The organism is Nocardia sp. NPDC059154, assembly GCF_042755705.1.
In the GTDB taxonomy this organism is placed as follows: Bacteria; Actinomycetota; Actinomycetes; order Mycobacteriales; family Mycobacteriaceae; genus Nocardia.
This window is the reverse complement of record NZ_JBHZCS010000019.1, coordinates 1-15,792: the sequence shown is the minus strand read 5'-3', so window position 1 is coordinate 15,792 and position 15,792 is coordinate 1. Positions and strand designations below refer to the sequence as shown.

The 15,792-nt window shown below is 69.1% G+C and carries 14 protein-coding genes; 8 read left to right on the top strand and 6 right to left on the bottom strand.

Annotated features, from left to right (window positions below; all coding sequences use genetic code 11):
- Window positions 1-39 precede the first annotated feature (39 nt).
- Window positions 40-1,557, bottom strand: coding sequence for an APC family permease (locus ACFXN1_RS18020; protein ID WP_379401560.1), 1,518 nt, complete (start codon window positions 1,555-1,557; stop codon window positions 40-42).
- A gap of 278 nt (window positions 1,558-1,835) precedes the next feature.
- Here ACFXN1_RS18020 and ACFXN1_RS18015 point away from each other — a divergent pair, with 278 nt between their 5' ends.
- The 4 genes from ACFXN1_RS18015 (at window position 1,836) to ACFXN1_RS18000 (ending at window position 7,004) form a co-directional block, all read left to right on the top strand.
- Entirely contained in the window at window positions 1,836-3,275 is a 1,440-nt protein-coding gene (locus tag ACFXN1_RS18015; protein WP_379436654.1) for an APC family permease, read from the top strand.
- 5 nt (window positions 3,276-3,280) lie between these two features.
- On the top strand, window positions 3,281-4,009 hold the full coding sequence (locus ACFXN1_RS18010) for an IclR family transcriptional regulator (protein ID WP_379436652.1): 729 nt from the start codon (window positions 3,281-3,283) through the stop codon (window positions 4,007-4,009).
- Window positions 4,010-4,111: 102 nt separating this feature from the next.
- A complete protein-coding gene (locus ACFXN1_RS18005; RefSeq protein ID WP_379436650.1) occupies window positions 4,112-5,170 on the top strand; it encodes an ATP-binding protein in 1,059 nt (352 codons plus the stop codon).
- Window positions 5,171-5,174: 4 nt separating this feature from the next.
- A complete protein-coding gene (locus ACFXN1_RS18000) occupies window positions 5,175-7,004 on the top strand; it encodes a hypothetical protein (protein WP_379436649.1) in 1,830 nt (609 codons plus the stop codon).
- Between the two features lie 31 nt (window positions 7,005-7,035).
- Here ACFXN1_RS18000 and ACFXN1_RS17995 read toward each other — a convergent pair whose 3' ends face one another.
- Complete coding sequence (locus ACFXN1_RS17995) at window positions 7,036-8,100, bottom strand: MspA family porin (protein WP_379436648.1); 1,065 nt, start codon at window positions 8,098-8,100, stop codon at window positions 7,036-7,038.
- 377 nt (window positions 8,101-8,477) lie between these two features.
- Between ACFXN1_RS17995 and ACFXN1_RS17990 the strand changes: the two genes are divergently transcribed.
- Together ACFXN1_RS17990 and ACFXN1_RS17985 are read left to right on the top strand one after the other, a co-directional pair.
- Window positions 8,478-9,098: a DUF5134 domain-containing protein gene (locus ACFXN1_RS17990; protein WP_379436647.1), complete on the top strand. Its 621-nt coding sequence runs from the start codon at window positions 8,478-8,480 to the stop codon at window positions 9,096-9,098.
- 105 nt (window positions 9,099-9,203) lie between these two features.
- On the top strand, window positions 9,204-10,430 hold the full coding sequence (locus ACFXN1_RS17985; RefSeq protein WP_379436645.1) for an aspartate aminotransferase family protein: 1,227 nt from the start codon (window positions 9,204-9,206) through the stop codon (window positions 10,428-10,430).
- Window positions 10,431-10,456: 26 nt separating this feature from the next.
- Here the strand turns inward: ACFXN1_RS17985 and ACFXN1_RS17980 are convergent, their stop codons facing one another.
- On the bottom strand, window positions 10,457-12,010 hold the full coding sequence (locus ACFXN1_RS17980) for an MFS transporter (RefSeq protein ID WP_379436644.1): 1,554 nt from the start codon (window positions 12,008-12,010) through the stop codon (window positions 10,457-10,459).
- 126 nt (window positions 12,011-12,136) lie between these two features.
- Between ACFXN1_RS17980 and ACFXN1_RS17975 the strand changes: the two genes are divergently transcribed.
- Window positions 12,137-12,502, top strand: coding sequence for a VOC family protein (locus ACFXN1_RS17975; RefSeq protein ID WP_379436643.1), 366 nt, complete (start codon window positions 12,137-12,139; stop codon window positions 12,500-12,502).
- Between the two features lie 46 nt (window positions 12,503-12,548).
- Here ACFXN1_RS17975 and ACFXN1_RS17970 read toward each other — a convergent pair whose 3' ends face one another.
- From ACFXN1_RS17970 to ACFXN1_RS17960, 3 genes are all read right to left on the bottom strand, one after another.
- Complete coding sequence (locus tag ACFXN1_RS17970) at window positions 12,549-13,241, bottom strand: PhzF family phenazine biosynthesis protein (protein ID WP_379436642.1); 693 nt, start codon at window positions 13,239-13,241, stop codon at window positions 12,549-12,551.
- Window positions 13,242-13,412: 171 nt separating this feature from the next.
- Window positions 13,413-13,952 carry a carboxymuconolactone decarboxylase family protein gene (locus ACFXN1_RS17965; protein WP_379436640.1) on the bottom strand — a complete coding sequence of 180 codons (540 nt, stop codon included), beginning with the start codon at window positions 13,950-13,952 and terminating at the stop codon, window positions 13,413-13,415.
- A gap of 23 nt (window positions 13,953-13,975) precedes the next feature.
- Entirely contained in the window at window positions 13,976-14,563 is a 588-nt protein-coding gene (locus ACFXN1_RS17960) for a peroxiredoxin (protein WP_379384129.1), read from the bottom strand.
- 108 nt (window positions 14,564-14,671) lie between these two features.
- Here ACFXN1_RS17960 and ACFXN1_RS17955 point away from each other — a divergent pair, with 108 nt between their 5' ends.
- Window positions 14,672-15,580: a hydrogen peroxide-inducible genes activator gene (locus ACFXN1_RS17955; RefSeq protein WP_354848135.1), complete on the top strand. Its 909-nt coding sequence runs from the start codon at window positions 14,672-14,674 to the stop codon at window positions 15,578-15,580.
- The last annotated feature ends 212 nt before the right edge of the window (window positions 15,581-15,792 follow it).

The window sequence follows — 15,792 nt, the reverse complement described above, 5'->3', positions numbered from 1 at the left end:
ACAAACCGCGAGTTCCGGAATGGCCCCGATCAGGGCGGGTCAGCGTTCGTGGGTTTCCTCCAGGACGGTCCGGCCGACCCGCGCGTACCGGGCGGGGGAACGACGCTTCAGATATTCGGCGAAACCGAAGCCGCCCAGTGCGATTGCGGCGACCAGCCACGGGGTGGCCTTCAGGACCAGGGAGCTGGATTCGGCGCCCGCGGCGGTACCCATATTGAGGACCAGCAACCCGACCACGCCGGCCATGGCGAGGCCGCCCAGCAGCGGAGCCAGCACGGTGCGGAACCAGTGCCGGCTCTCGGGGTGATGGGTGCGGAAGTAGTTGAGTACCGCGAAGGAACAGGCGGCCTGGACCACCAGGATGGCCATGGTGCCGAGGATCGCCAGCAGCGTGTAGGTGCCGGAATAGGGATCCTTGCCCGCGATTCCGAAGCCCGCGACCAGCGCGCAGGCGATGACCGTCTGGACCACGCCCGCGATGTGCGGTGACCCGTGCCGAGGATGGGTGCGGCCGACGGTGCGCTCGAGCACGGGGAAGACGCCCTCCCGGCCGAGCGCGTAGAGGTAGCGGGCGGCGCAGTTGTGGAATGCCATGCCGCAGGCCAGGGATCCGGTCATCATGAGCCACTGCATGGCGCTCACCGCCCAATGCCCGACGTAGGTCTGGGTGGGGTGGAAGAACAGGTCCATCGGGTTGTCGGAGGACGCCAGCGCCGCCGATTCCCCGATGCCGTTGCCGGACATGGCCATCCACGACACCAGCACGTAGAACACGCCCACGCCGATGACCGCGATCATGGTGGCCTTGGGGATGATCCGCTTGGGATCACGGGATTCCTCGCCGTACATGGCCGTCGACTCGAATCCCACCCACGACCAGAACGCGAAGAACAAGCCCAGCCCCGCCGACGGCCCGGTGAAGGCATTGACCGGATTCAGTGGCGCGAACGAGAATCCGTGCGGCCCACCGCCGTGCAGCGCCACCGCGATACCCATGATGGCCAGCACCGCGCACTCGGTGCCCAGCAGCACGACCAGGAACTTCTCCGCGACGGCCACCCCGAACCAGGTGCCCAGGGCATTGATCGCCAGCATGACGATCGCGAACACCCACCAGGGCACGTGCACGCCGAACTGTGCCGCAACGGTATTCGTGCCGAAGCTGGAGAAGATCCCGACCAGCGATCCCTCGAACACCATGTACGCGAAGGTGGCCAGCAGTCCCGCCGACAGCCCGGCCGAGCGGCCCAGCCCGAACGAGATGAACCCGTAGAACGCGCCGGTCGCGGTGATGTGCTTGGACATGGTGGTGAAGCCCACCGAGAACACCGCGAGCACCACCATGGCGATCAGGAACGCGGCGGGCGTGCCCGTCCCGGTCCCGGCCGAGATCATGAACGGCACATTGCCGGTCATGGCGGTGATCGGCGCGGCGGTGGCGATGGCCATGAACACCACCCCGAGCAAACCCACGGCATTGGCCTTGAGGCGGTGCACCCCGTCGGGTGGATTGGCGCCGGGCGGCGCGGCGGTGGCGCGTTCGATCTGCTGCGTCATGGATCCGTCTCTCTGCTGCGCCCGCCCCGGAATCACCGGGTGGCGGGGTCTTCTCCGATGGCGCGGAACGCTATAGACGGTCTGTAACAGCGGCGGGTGTGCGACGGTGACCGCCGGCGGGAAAGGCGCAAGATTTTTCTCTCGCCTCGAGACAAGCCGATGTTACCTGTGTTTACGCCCGTGCAATACGGATCGGCGACGCTGTGGCAACCCGTTGTCAGGGAACAGGTCCAGAGAGAGGCGCACGTATGAGATCGGCTGCGCCTAGTCGGCCCCCGGTGTCCGGACGTTCGCCGGTGCGCGGATTGACCCGGCGCGAACTGCCTTTCGTGCCGGTGTTCGCGCAGTCGGTCGCGGCCATCGCTCCGTCGGGAACGGCCGTGGTCACCCCGGCGTTCGTGATCGGCGCGGCCGGGGGCGGGGCGAGCGTGGCCGCGTTCCTGGCGGCGGCGCTGCTGGCCTGGGGTGTGGCGCTGGTGATCCGGCCGATGGCGCAGCGGCTGGCGGTGACCGGCGGGCTGTACACGTATGTGGCCAAGGGGCTCGGCCCCGCGGTGGCCGTGCCGGTCGGCTGGTCGGCGATCGCCGGGTACGCGAGCGTCAGCGTGGCGGGGCTGATCGCGGTCGGCACGTATCTGGACCAGGTCGCGGTGACCGTCGGACTCGCCGGATTCGGCGGGACCGCAACGATTGTCGCGCTGCTGCTGATCGCGGCCTCGGCCGCGGCCGTGCTCATGGTGCGGGGGATCCGGCTGTCCGCCTCGGTGACCCTGCTGATCGAATGCGTCTCGGTGGTCACGGTCCTGGCCCTGATGGGCTACCTGCTGACCCGCGACGGCGTCGGCGCGCAGGCCGGCCGGGCCTTCGAATGGCACGGTGGCACCGGTGGTCTCGCCATGAGTGCGGTGGTGGCCATCAGCGCTTTCGTCGGGTTCGAGAGTGCGACAACGCTGTCCGCCGAGGCCTACCGGCCGTTCCGGTCGGTGCCGCGCACGCTGGCGTGGACGCCGGTCGCCGCCGCGGTCATCTATCTGATCACGGTGTCCGCGCAGGCGGTGGCGCTGGCCGCCGCGCCGCCGGGCCTGGCCGCCGGTTCCACACCGGTGACGGACCTGATGCTGCAGGACAATTCGCGATTCCTGAGTGCGGTCCTGGATCTCGGGGTGGCAGCATCGTTCTTCGCCTGCACGGTCGCCTCGATCAATGCCCTGGTCCGCGTCCTGTTCACCATGGGCCGCGAGGGCATCGCCCCGGCCGCGGCCGGTCGCACGCACTCGCGTTTCCACACGCCCGCACCCGCGATCGTCGCGGCGGTCGGCGCGGTGACGGCCTGCGCGGTCTGGTACCTGCTGTCGGGAGCCGAACCGCAGGACGGGATTCGGAGCTTCCTCACCCTGAGCGCGCTCGGCTATCTGGGTTCGTATCTGCCTGCCTGCCTGGCCACTCCGGCGCTGCTGCGCCGCATCGGCGAACCCAGCCGTGGCATGGCGCTGCTCGGCACGGTCACCGCGACCCTGCTCGGAATCCTCATGGTCGCCGCCGCGGTGTCGGCCCGCAACGACAATGTCACCGTCGTGATCGCCTACGCCGCGGTGCTTGCGGCCGCCGCGCTCTTCACCGTCGCGCTGCGGGTCTGCGCGCCGGATCGGTTGCGCGGCCTGGGCATCTACGACGAACCGCAGCGCGCGGACCTGCTGCCCACCGCGACCTTCCGGTAGGCGCGATGAAGGACTCCCACCGCACCACCACCGTCTCCAACTCCATCGCCATTCTCGAGGCGGTCGCCGACTGCGGCGTGGGCGTCACCGCCAAGGAGATCGCCGAACGCCTCGGCATTGCCCCCGCCACCACCTACCGGCTGCTGAATTCCCTTGTCGCCGACGAGTATCTGGTCCGCACTGCCGATCTGCGCGGCTTCGCGCTGGGTGCGCGGCTGCACGGGTTCGCCGCCGCCATCCGGATGCCGGTGGTGCCTGCGGCCGCGGACGGGCTGCTCGGCGAATTCCGTGCGTCCACCCGATTCGCGGTGCACCTCATGAACTTCCGCCCCGCCGCGGTCCAGGTGCTCAGCGAGGACCCGGACCATCCGATTCCGGGCGAGCGGGAGCTGTCACGGCATCTGCACGCCTCCGCCGCGGGCAAACTGCTGCTCGCCGCACGGACCGAATGGCGCACGCTGGTCGCGCACCCGGTGCGGATCGCGGCGCGCACCAAGATCGATCACACCGCCCTCGCCGAGGATCTGCGGACCGTCCGCGAGTCCGGATATGCCAGGGCCGCAGACGAACTCGTGCCCGGCGTCGCCTGCCTGGCCCTGCCCATCTACAACGCCCTGGGCAGTCTCGCGGGTGCGCTGTGCCTGAGCGGCCCGAGCAACCGGCTGCCGGCGCTCGAGACCCACCGCGATCCGGCCCGTGATTGCGCCGCCCGCCTGGGCCCGCTGCTCTACTGACTCGCCCCGCTGCTCCAGCGACGTCGTCCCGCGCCGAAAATCATTGGCCGCCCTCGGGTGTGCGCTCCTAACCTGGGTCCACATCCGAGCCGAAAGGACGATTTGGAAGCGACTGTCACGGTGACTCCGGACCAGTTGCCGGAGCTGCTGCTGCACGTCGCGGTGGTGCGTCCGGTATTTCTGTGGGGAGCGCCCGGAATCGGGAAGAGCTCGCTGGTGCGCGGTTTCGCCGAGGCCCTCGGCCTGGACTGCGTCACCCTGCTGGGCACGCAGCTGGCCCCCGAGGACCTCATCGGCGTGCCGCAGATCGTCGAGAATCGCAGCCGGTTCGCGCCGCCGGAGATGATCGCCCGCGAGCAGCCGTACTGCCTGTTCCTCGACGAACTCAATGCCGCGCCCGCGGAAGTCCAGAAGTCCTTCTACTCACTGATTCTCGACCGGCGCGTGGGCGCCTACGAACTGCCCGCCGGATCGGTCGTGATCGGTGCGGGCAACCGCGCCACCGACAACGCCCTCGCCCGCCCCATGGCTTCGGCGCTGGTCAACCGCATGGTGCATGTGCACTTGCGCGCCGACGTCGACGACTGGCTGAAATGGGCTGCCGGCAATGACATTCATGCCTGGGTGATCGAGTACGTCATGCAGCGGCCCGACCATCTGTGGGCGCAGCCGCCCAAGACCGAACAGCCGTTCTCGACCCCGCGCGGCTGGCACATGCTCTCCGACGCCCTGCACTCCTACGGCGACGACATCGACGACACCACCCTGGCGGTGCTGTCGTCCGGAATACTCACCGCCGCACACGCTTCCGGCTTCCGTGCCTTCGTCAAGACCGTGCGGCACGCCTACGATCTGGAGGCGGTCGTCAAGGGTGAGGCGGGCTGGCCCCGCAATCCCGCCGATCGCGACCTGCTGTATTTCCTGTCGGAGGCGTTCCGGGCCCGGCTCGTCAAGGAACTCCCCGCATCCCGCGAGCACGCGTCGGCCGGGGTGAAACGGTTCTCGCTGCGCGCCAAGACCATGCTCACCGAACTGGCCGAGATCTCGGTCGAGTGCGCGCAGCTGGTCATTGCCGCCGACGACGATGGGCTGCCGGTCCTGCCGTCCTGGTTCCTGGTCGAGGTCACCCGCGATCTGCCGCGGCTGGCGGCGCGGCGGTAGCCCCGTGGCCGGACGCTCGAATCGCAAGCGCGGCAAGGTGATCGACCCGTGGCGGGAGAATCTCGACACCGGGTGGCGGCAGGTGTGTCAGCATCCGATGTTCCGCCGGATCCAGAACGGATCCATCGACATCGACGGCCGCCTGCCCGAAGACGTATGGGCGGTCGTATCGCCTTGGGGCACTGTCTATTACGACTCGAAGCGGCGTGGCTCCGCCGAGGAATGGGCGTGGGTCTTCGCGCATCTGCTGCTGCATGCGGGGTTCGGCCACCTTGATCCACGCGTCCTGCCGGAGCGCGCTCTGTTGCCGAACGTCTACGCGCGCACCTGGATCACGGCATCGAGTCAGCCCCATCCGGTCTATCGAGCCGCCTGCTGCGCGATGGTCGACCAATATCTGCTGACCCTGAAGATCGGCCGCCCGCCGCACGAGTTGCCGCCCCCGCCCGGCGGGTCGGATGAACGTGGCCTGGCCGAGCGCTGGTGGCAGTCGAGCGTCCCGGAGCCCTACCGCCGCACCGAGTTCCCGGACTTCTTCGTCGACACGCCCGAGACGGCCGGCAAGCGCGATCATCAGTCGCGCTTCGCCGCCGGTATCGGCGAGGCGGCCAGGGAGGCGCTGGCCGAGGCCGGCCGCGATGTCACGCGCGGGCAGGCCCAGACCCTGCGGGTCTGGGACCGGGCGCTCAACTGGTTCGTCTCGTCCTATCCACTGCTGGGCGCGCTGGCCGCGGGCATGACGATCGTCGCCGACGCGGATCTCGCGCGCGGCTGGGACATTTCGATCGCCGCGGTGAATGCCGAGGCGGCCGAGATCTACATCAATCCGTTCGCGGCGCTGTCCGGTGAAGAGTGGCGTTTCGTCCTCGCGCACGAAATGCTGCACGCGGCGCTGCGGCACGGTGACCGCGCAGGCTGGCGTGACCACTACCTGTTCAATGTTGCCTGTGATTACGTGGTCAACGGCTGGCTCGTCGAGATGGGCGTGGGGGAGCTGCCCGAGGGGCTGCTGTACGACCCGCAGCTCAAAGGGCTTTCGGCCGAACAGGTTTACGACCGCATCGCGACCGATCTGCGTCGCCTGCGCAAGATCGCCACCCTGCGCGGTCGCGGCAAGAGCGACATCCTCGGAGAACCGCTGCCGCACAGCCACACTCCGGGCCGCTACCTGGACCTCGACGAGTACTACCGCAATGCCCTGCACACCGGTCTGGCCTACCACCAGTCCAGCGGCCGCGGACTGCTCCCGGCCGGACTGGAACAGGAGATCCGCGCGCTCGACCAGCCGCCGCTGCCCTGGGATGCCCAACTGGCGCAATGGTTCGACGAGCACGTCCCGGCCGTCGAGAAGCGCCGCAGCTACGCCCGCGCCTCACGCCGCCAGTCCGCGACCCCCGACATTCCGCGCCCGGCCTGGGCGCGCCCGGATGAATCGGTGCGGCTGCCCACCTTCGGCGTGGTACTGGATACCTCGGGCTCGATGTCGGAGGAGCTGATGGGCAAGGGGCTGGGCGCCATCGCGTCCTACGCCCTCGCCCGCGACGTGCCGCGTGCCCGAGTCGTGTTCTGCGACGCGGCCGCCCACGATGCCGGATACCTGCCGGTCGACGAGATCGCCTCCCGCGTTCGCGTGCGCGGTCGCGGCGGCACCGTGCTGCAACCGGGTATCCGGCTGCTCGAACGCGCCGACGACTTCCCGGCCGACGGACCGATTCTGGTCATCACCGACGGCATGATCGATGTCCTGCGCATCCGCCACGAACACGCCTTCCTGATCCCGGCGGGCGCCGCGCTGCCGTTCCGCCCCCGCGGACCGGTCTTCCGGATCCGCTGACCCCCAACACTTCTCGAATCGGCTCCGGGCCTCAGAAGGTGAACTGATCGCCGTAGGCGGTGGTCTGCACCACCCCCTGCGCAGTACTCACCGTGGTCGTGACGAAGGGGACGGCCGACACCGGCGAGGCGCATTGGGCGACGTTCAACGCGGCGTTGTTGAACGTGATGCGGTACGGGAACACGGTGGTGTTGTCCAGGGCCGACGTCGCCGTTGTCGCAATGGTGACCTGGCCGGGCCCCAAGGTGGCCGTCAAGACTTCGGTCAGGCCCAGCGCCCCGCCGACGCTGGGTCCGAGGTCGATACTGGGTGGGCTGGCACTGGTTGGGGTGGTAGTGGTCGTGGTCGGGGTGGTCGGGGTGGTCGGGGTGGTCGGGGTGGTCGGGGTGGTTGGAGTGGTCGGGGTGGTTGGGGTGGTAGCGGTTTGGCTGGCGCTGGCTGGGCTGGTTGTGGTTGGGGCGGCGCTGGCTGGGCTGGTTGTGGTTGGGGCGGCGCTGGCTGGGCTGGTTGTGGTTGGGGCGGCGCTGGCTGGGCTGGTTGTGGTCAGGGCGGCGCGGGCTGGGTTGGTACTGGTCAGGGCAGCCCGGGCTGGGCTGGTACTGGGTGTGATGGCGCTGGGTGTGATGACGGAGGCGATGGACGGACTCGGGATGGGCGTGACCGTCGCAATCGGCGCGCTGACGGCGCTCGCGGGGCTCGCGGGGGTCGCGGGGCTCACTGTCGGGGCCAGGGCGCCGGCCCAGCCTTGATTGGGCTCGATTCCGACGGTGAAGCCGCCGGCCACACTGATCCCGCAGCCGAGGATGAACCCTGCGACGGCCTGACCGGCCGTGATCGGTTCACCCTCCACATTGACCGAGTAATCGCCGGACATCTGCGCGGCATGCGAGAACGTCATGAGGAAGTTCGGAGTCCGGTTGCCGGGTGCATTCACCCCGACGCTGTCGACCGATGCCGTCACATGAACTCCCGAACCGGTTACATCCGCGCCGGGTGGCTGGGCTCTGCCCACATCGGTACCCCAGGCCCACACGCCCAGGACCCCCAGAGTTGCCACGGCCGTGCCCGCCGCGGCGACGATAAGTAGACGCCGCAAACCTGGATCCTTTCTCGAAGATGTGCGCTAGCGTTTCTTCCAGAGTTCGATATCGCAGGAACAGCCGCTATTGGCTGGCAAATAGAGCGTATCGGAGACATCGGGCCGGGAAGCGAACGCGGCGATAAGGCGTGTCGACCGGGGAATTCCTGCCGACCGGGAAATACCCGCCACGAAATACATTGCCGGAAAAAGGTTTCGAGCGGCACTACTTCTTTTTTGTTGCGGGGTCGCCGAGACCGGCCTCCCACCGGGTATTCGGTCACCCAGTGGCGGTGCCCGGGCGGGGGATTCGGCAGGGGAAAGGCGGGGAAGTCGGGGCCGGACGGTGTCAGCATGGAAGGGGAGCCGGTCGCCGCGGTGAGAGGTGGTGGGGTGTGGCGGTATTCGTGGAGCAGTACGGGGTGGTGCGGTGGGTCGCGGTGATCGCCTTCTGCCTGGCCGCCGCCCTGGTGGCCGCCAGGCTGGGCACGGCGCGCACGGGCCCGTGCGCCAGGTTGCGCGCGGATCGGGAGTCGGATGCCGCACACCTGGTGATGTGCCTGGTCATGCTGGGAATGCTGGTGTTTCCGACGGTCGCCGATCCGCACGCGGTGCGCGGGGTGCTGACGGCCATGGTGGTCGTGTACACGCTGTTGCTGGGAGATCGGATGCTGCGGTGGCGCAGCGGGATTTCGGACCCGGACACCGGGGGCGGCACGGTCGGCGCGTTCGCGTATCACGTGCTCGGGGCCGCGGCGATGCTGTACGCGATGACCGGGCACGGGCCGCACGAACACGGTGGGCACGGACACGCCGGGCCCGCGCCCGGTCCGGTGCTGGTGCTGGCGGCGTTGTTCGCGGCGGACGCGGCGATCATGGCGGTGCCGGCGCTGCGCCAACGGTTGCCACGGGTGTTCCCGCATCCCATGGGCATGGCCGGATCGCTGGCCGTGGTGCCGCACCTGGTAATGGATCTCGGCACCGCCTACATGCTCGTCGCCGCCGCGACCGGGTGACCCGGGGGCCGTTCGACCTGTTCACCGTCGTGATGGTGAGATGGTGAAGAAAGGTCGGTTCGCCCGGATGGGCGTGGCCGATATCGGGTGATGGAGGTGCTCTGGATGGGTTCGCTGTGGCATGGCTTCGCCGATATGGGTGCGGTCGAGCGGGACGGGGCGTTCGTGGTGGCGCGCGGCGAGGGCGCGTACATCTGGGACGAGGGTGGGACACAGTACCTCGACGCCACCGGCGGTCTCTGGTTCGCCAATATCGGGCACGGCCGCCGCGAGATCGCCGACGCGGTCGCCGCGCAGCTGACCCAGGTCGCGCACTACTCCAACTTCGGTGATCTGGCCTCACCGGTGACCCGTGATCTGGCCGAGCGGCTCTCGGCCCTGGCGCCGGTGCCCGGCAGCAAGATCTTCTTCACCTCCGGCGGCTCCGACGGCATCGACACCGCCGCCAAGCTGGCCCGCCGGTACTGGCAGGAACTGGGCCGCCCGGAGAAGACCATCCTGGTCGGCCGTCAGAAGGCGTACCACGGCATGCATGTCGGCGGCACCGCGCTGTCCGGCATCCCGGTCAATGCCGAGGGCTACACCGGCGTGTTCATGCCCGACACCCGCACCATCGAATGGGATCAGGCCAAGGCGCTGACCGCCCTCATCGAGGAGGTCGGCGCGGACCGGATCGCGGCGTTCTTCGCCGAGCCCATCATCGGCGCGGGCGGGGTGTACCTGCCGCCGGAGGGCTACCTCACCGAGGTCCGGCGGATCTGCCGCGACAACGACATCCTCTTCGTCGCCGACGAGGTCGTCACCGGCTTCGGCCGCATCGGCGGATCCTGGTTCGCCTCCTCGCGTTTCGGCCTGGAACCCGACCTCATGACCACCGCCAAGGGCCTCACCTCCGGGTACGTTCCCATGGGCGCGGTCTTCGTCGCGCCCCGCGTCGCCGAGCCGTTCTTCGCCGGCGGCGTCTGGTGGCGGCACGGCTACACCTACGGGGGCCACGCCGGCGCGGCCGCCGCGGCCATGGCCAACCTCGACATCGTCGAGCGCGAGCACCTGCTGGACGCCAGCAAGAACCTGGAATCCCTGCTGCACCAGTACTTCTCGCCGCTGGCCGAGCACCCGCGGGTCGCCGAGGTGCGCAGCGGCCTGGGTGCGGTCGCCGCGGTCCAGCTGACCGACCCGGCCGAGGCCCTCGCCATGGTGAAAACCCTGCGCGCCCACGGTGTCTCGACCCGCGCCGCCGGTCAGGGTGCCCTGCAGATCTCGCCGTCGTTCGTCATCACCGAGGCCCAGGTCGCGGAGATGGCCGACCGCTTCGCCCGCGCCCTGGGCTGAACCGGACCGGGCGGAGTGCCCGAACGCTAGTGCCCGCCGGAGAGTTCACCGGCGGGCACGTGGCGTAGCTTGGCCACGGCCAGCACACCCGCGAGGAGTGCGCCCACCGCCGCGACCCCCGCCGTGATGTGCACACCGTGGATGAATGCTGTACGGGCCGCGGTCAGGACCGCGGCACCCATATCGCCGGGGAGCGTCGCGGCCACCTGGACCGCCTCGCCCAGCGTTTCGCGCACCGCGTCCGCGCCCGGCAGCTCGCGCGGCAGCGCGTCGGCCAGATCGGCGCGGTAGATGGCCAGGCTGATGCTGCCCAGGATCGAGATACCCAGGGCGCCACCGAGTTCCGCGCCGGTCTCGGACACGCCCGAGGCGGCCCCCGCCTGCTCCGGCGGGGCGGAGCCGACGATGAGCTCGGTGGTGATGCCGAAGACCGGGGCCAGCCCCAGGGCAATGAGCAGCGAGGCGATCACCGCCAGGACCGGGCCGCCGTGCGCCGACAGCTGGGTGAGCATGACCAATCCCAGTGCGGCCATCACCATTCCGGCGCCGATCAGGTAGGCGGGCCGCACGACCCGCACGATACGCGGGGCCGCCTGCGAACCGATGATGAATCCGACACTGGACGGCGCCATGGCCGCACCGGCCTGCATGGGCGTCATATCCAGAACCAGCTGGAAGTACTGGGCCACGAACAGGAAATAGCCGAACGCCACGAAGATGGCGATCACATTGATGCCCAGCGCGGTGCGGAACGCGCCCAGCCGGAACAGCCGCAGATCCAGCATGGGATCGGGACGGGTGAGCTGACGGCGCACGAACAGCGCGCCCGCGAGCAGCCCGGCCACCGCGGCCACCAGCGGCACCGTCCCCGGCCCATCCTGCGCGACCTTCTTCATGGCCAGCACCAGCGCCACCATGGTGACCACACTGAGTGCGGCACTGGTCAGATCGAGCCGCCCGGCCTCCGGATCACGGAACTCCGGCAGCACCCGCGGCCCGAGCACCAGCAGCAGCGCCATGACCGGTACGGCCAGCAGGAACACCGAACCCCACCAGAAATGCTCCAGCAGTATGCCGCCCAGCAGCGGGCCGACCACGCCGCCCGCGGAGAACGCGCTCACCCAGGTGCCGACGGCCAGCGACCGCTGCCGGGGATCGCGAAACATGTTGAAGATCAACGACAGTGTCGACGGCGCGATGGTCGCGCCCGCGATGCCCAGCAGCGCCCGGCACCCGATCAGGAATTCGGCGGTGGGGGAGAAGGCCGCGATCACCGACACCACGCCGAACAGCGCTCCGCCGAGCAGCAATAACCGCCGTCGCCCGATGCGGTCGCCGAGCGTGCCCATGGTGATGAGCAGACCGGCCAGCATGAACCCGTAGACGTCGATGATCCACAGCAGAGCGGTGCTGCTCGGATGCAGTGTCGCGCTGATCTGTGGCACGGCCAGGTGCAGCACGGTCAGATCCATGGCGTAGACCAGGCAGGCCAGCGCCAGCACCCCGAGGCCGATCCACTCGCGCCGTCCCGCCCGGTCGGACCGCTCGGGGGCGGTCGGTGACTCGACGGAGGTGTCCACGGCGAAACGTCCTTTCCAGGGTTTGATCAACTGCGGCCGATGACTGCGGCGCGCCCCCAACCATCTCACCGCCCACCGACAGTCGCGCAACCGAATTTGCCGCGGCACCGCCGGTATGCTGCGGCAATGGCCGAGTTCGAGAGCTACCGCGCCAACCTCGAGGTGGCCGACCTCACGCCCACCGTCGACTTCCTGCGCGACGTGCTGGGGTTCGTCGTCGAGGTCCACGAGCCCGCTATGGGGTTGGCCCTGCTGCGGCGCGGCGGGGTGGGACTGGGGATCGTGCGGACGCCCCGCCCGGCCGTCAACGAGACCACCGCCGGATACGTCGGCGTGGACGATGTGGACGCGCTCTACGCGCACTGCGTGCGCCACGGCGGCGAGATCACCACCGAGCTCACCGAACACCCGTGGGGGCTGCGGGATTTCGTGCTGCGCATCCCGGGCGGCCATCGGCTCGCCTTCGGGCAGCGCATCGGCCCGGCGGTCTAGGCCGTCCGGGCCGATCGGGTCACGGTGTGCCGAAAGGGTTTTGCCGCTAGATGAGGATCGGGTGATCGGCGACCACGCGACCGCCGACCCGGGCCCAGCCGTCGGAATCCCATTCGGTGAAGATCTGGGAGCCCTCGCCCTGCGCGATGTTCAGCCCACGGGTGAGCAGGGCGGTCAGCGCGATGGCGGCCGCGCCCGTGGCCTGGTCCTCGGGAACTCCCATGGCGGGGGCGAACATTCGCGCGCGGACCGCGCCGCGCGGCTCGTCGGTCCAGGCCCAGCAGTAGTGCTGGCCTGCCGGGAAGTCGGCCGGATCCAGGGTGGCGATCTCCGCCGGATCCTCGAACTGGTGGAATTCGAAGGCCGGGGCCCATTCGGCCCGGGCCCGGGCCCAGGTCAGGCCCTCGGAGACGGTCACCTCGACCGGCCCGGCGGGCACGTCGATGATTTTGACGGGTTGCAGCTGGTCATTGAGCCACCACGCGGTGCCGACCGTGGGGTGCCCGGCGAAGGGCAGCTCGGTGGCGGGGGTGTAGATACGCATTTTCACTCGCCCGTCGACCGGGTCGTCGACCACCACGGTCTCGCTGTAGCCGACGCGGGCCGCCAGCGCCTGATGGTCGGCATTCTCGACGGCGGAGCGGCGGACGATGCCGAGCGGATTGCCGAAACGCCCGGCCGCGTCGGTGAACACGCGCACGACTTCGATCTGTGCGCCATCACTTTCCGGAACGGTCATGTCAAGCGAGCTTACCGACAGTTTTTGATTCGCGGGAGGCCCGCATCTGCCTGGCTTTTCGGGGCCGGGGCGCTTTCTGATCCAACCGGCGACCGTATTGCAGCAATCGATTAGCAAATATAGATAAGGGCTGTACACCCGCAGGTGTACAGCCCTTTCGGCTGGACTCGACTAGACGGTGGCGGTGGCCAGCGCCTCGGTCGATGCCACGGCCTGGCCCACGCCCGCCACGATCGCGGCGGCGCGCAGCGCCTCGAAGATCACCTCGCGCGAGACGCCCGCCTCGCGCAGCGTGTGCTCGTGCGCCTCCAGGCAGTGCTGGCAGCCGTTGATCGAGGAGACCGCGAACGACCACAGCTCGAAATCGGCCTTGTCCACGCCCGGCGTGCCGATGATCTGCATGCGCAGGCCCGCGCGCAGATCGTCGTAGCGGCCCTCCAGGAACGCCTTGCCGCGGTAGAACACGTTGTTCATGCCCATGATCGAGGCGGCGCCGAGCGCGGCGTTGTACGCCTCGGCGGACAGCGCGTCGGCCGCCTCCTCGGCGATCTCGCGCAGCGTGGTCGCCGAGCGGGTGGCCGCGGCCGACGCCAGCAGGGTGCCCCACAGCTGCTGCTCGTTGAGCACGGTGGTGCGCGCCAGCGAGGACAGGTTGAGCTTCAGATCCTTGGCGTACTCGGGTAGCGAGTTCTTGAGATTTTCGATGGTCACGACGAATTCCCTTGTGAGCCTTGTTACACCGACGCGGTCATGAGCTCGCCGGCTTGAATGGTCGGGTCGCCCTTCTTCCAGTTGCAGGCGCACAGCTCGTCGGACTGCAGCGCGTCCAGCACCCGCAGCACCTCCTCGACATTGCGGCCGACCGAACCGGCGGTGACGGACACGAACTGGATCTCGTTGTTCGGGTCGACGATGAAGGTGGCGCGGTCGGCGACGCCGTCGGCATTGAGAACGCCGGTGGCGGTGGCCAGTTCGCGCTTGAGGTCGCTCAGCATCGGGAACGGGAGGGTCTTGAGGTCCTCGTGCTGGGCGCGCCACTGGAAGTGGACGAACTCGTTGTCGACAGAGGCGCCCAGCACCTGCGCGTCGCGGTCGGCGAACTCCTCGTTCAGCTTGCCGAAGGCGGCGATCTCGGTCGGGCACACGAAGGTGAAGTCCTTGGGCCAGAAGAAGACGATGCGCCACTTGCCGGCGTAGTCGTCGCTCGAGATCTGGGTGAAGTAGTCGTCGGGCTGCTGAGCGTTCACCTTCGAGAGATCGCCGCCGATGACAGCCTTCAGGTTGTAGGCGGGGAACTGGTCGCCGATGGTCAGCAGGGCCATGCTTGCTCTCCTCATATGTAGTCGTGCCGATTGTGTCGAGACGTATATACGATCTTTGCCGAACTGCGGTGAGAGGTAAACGTGATCGGTCGCACTACACTGATAGGCGTGACTGATCAAACTTATCAGCCCACCCTGTCACAGCTGCGTGCGTTCGCTGCCATCGCGGAATACCGGCACTTCGGCACCGCGGCGACGCGGCTCGGCGTGAGCCAGCCCACGTTATCGCAGGCACTGGCATCATTGGAAAACGGACTGGGGCTCCAGTTGATCGAGCGCAGTACGCGCCGGGTCCTGGTCACCGCCGACGGCAAACGGCTACTGCCGCAAGCCATTGCCACCCTCGAGGCCGCTGACCGATTTGTCGCCTCCGCTGCTGGTGAGGGGCTGCGCGGCACCCTGCGGCTCGGCATCATCCCGACCATCGCGCCGTACGTGCTGCCCCGGCTGCTGCCCGAATTGCGCACGCGGGTGCCCGCTCTGGTGCCGCACGTCATCGAGGACCGGACCGCCCGGCTGCTCGACGGGCTGCGCTCGGGCGTCCTGGACGTGGCGCTGCTGGCGCTGCCCACCGATGTCGCCGGCCTGGTCGAGATACCGCTCTACACCGAGGAGTTCGTGCTGGTGCTGCCGCGCGAGCACGAACTGGCCGGGCGCACCGACCTGACACCGGCCGACCTGGACGCGCAGCCGCTGCTGCTCCTCGACGAGGGCCACTGCCTGCGCGACCAGACCCTGGAACTGTGCCGGGCGCACGACGCGCAGCCGGGTGCGGTCGGCGACACCCGCGCGGCCTCGCTGGCGACGGTGGTGCAGTGCGTCGCGGGCGATCTCGGCGTCACGCTGATCCCGGCCATGGCGGTGGCCGCCGAAACCGCGCGCGGCACTCTGGACATCGCGACCTTCGCGGCGCCGGCGCCGGGCCGCACGGTCGGACTGGCGTTCCGCTCCTCCACCGCCCGGGGCGACGACTACGACCAGCTCGCCGAGATCATCCGGGAATGCCGGCCGCGCTGACCCCTCGTGCAGTGCTCGGAGCTGACCCTCGTGCAGTGCTGGGCGGCGACCCCGACAATTCCGGCAACCTGCGCGGTTGCGTCACCACAGGGTGTCTGAAACGCTCGGGCCTATGCGGATTCACCAATACTTCAGGCAACTCTGTACACGACCCGCGACGTAAGCCCTTCACAGCAACCTCACAGAATGATAGGAACGGGGACATGACCGAC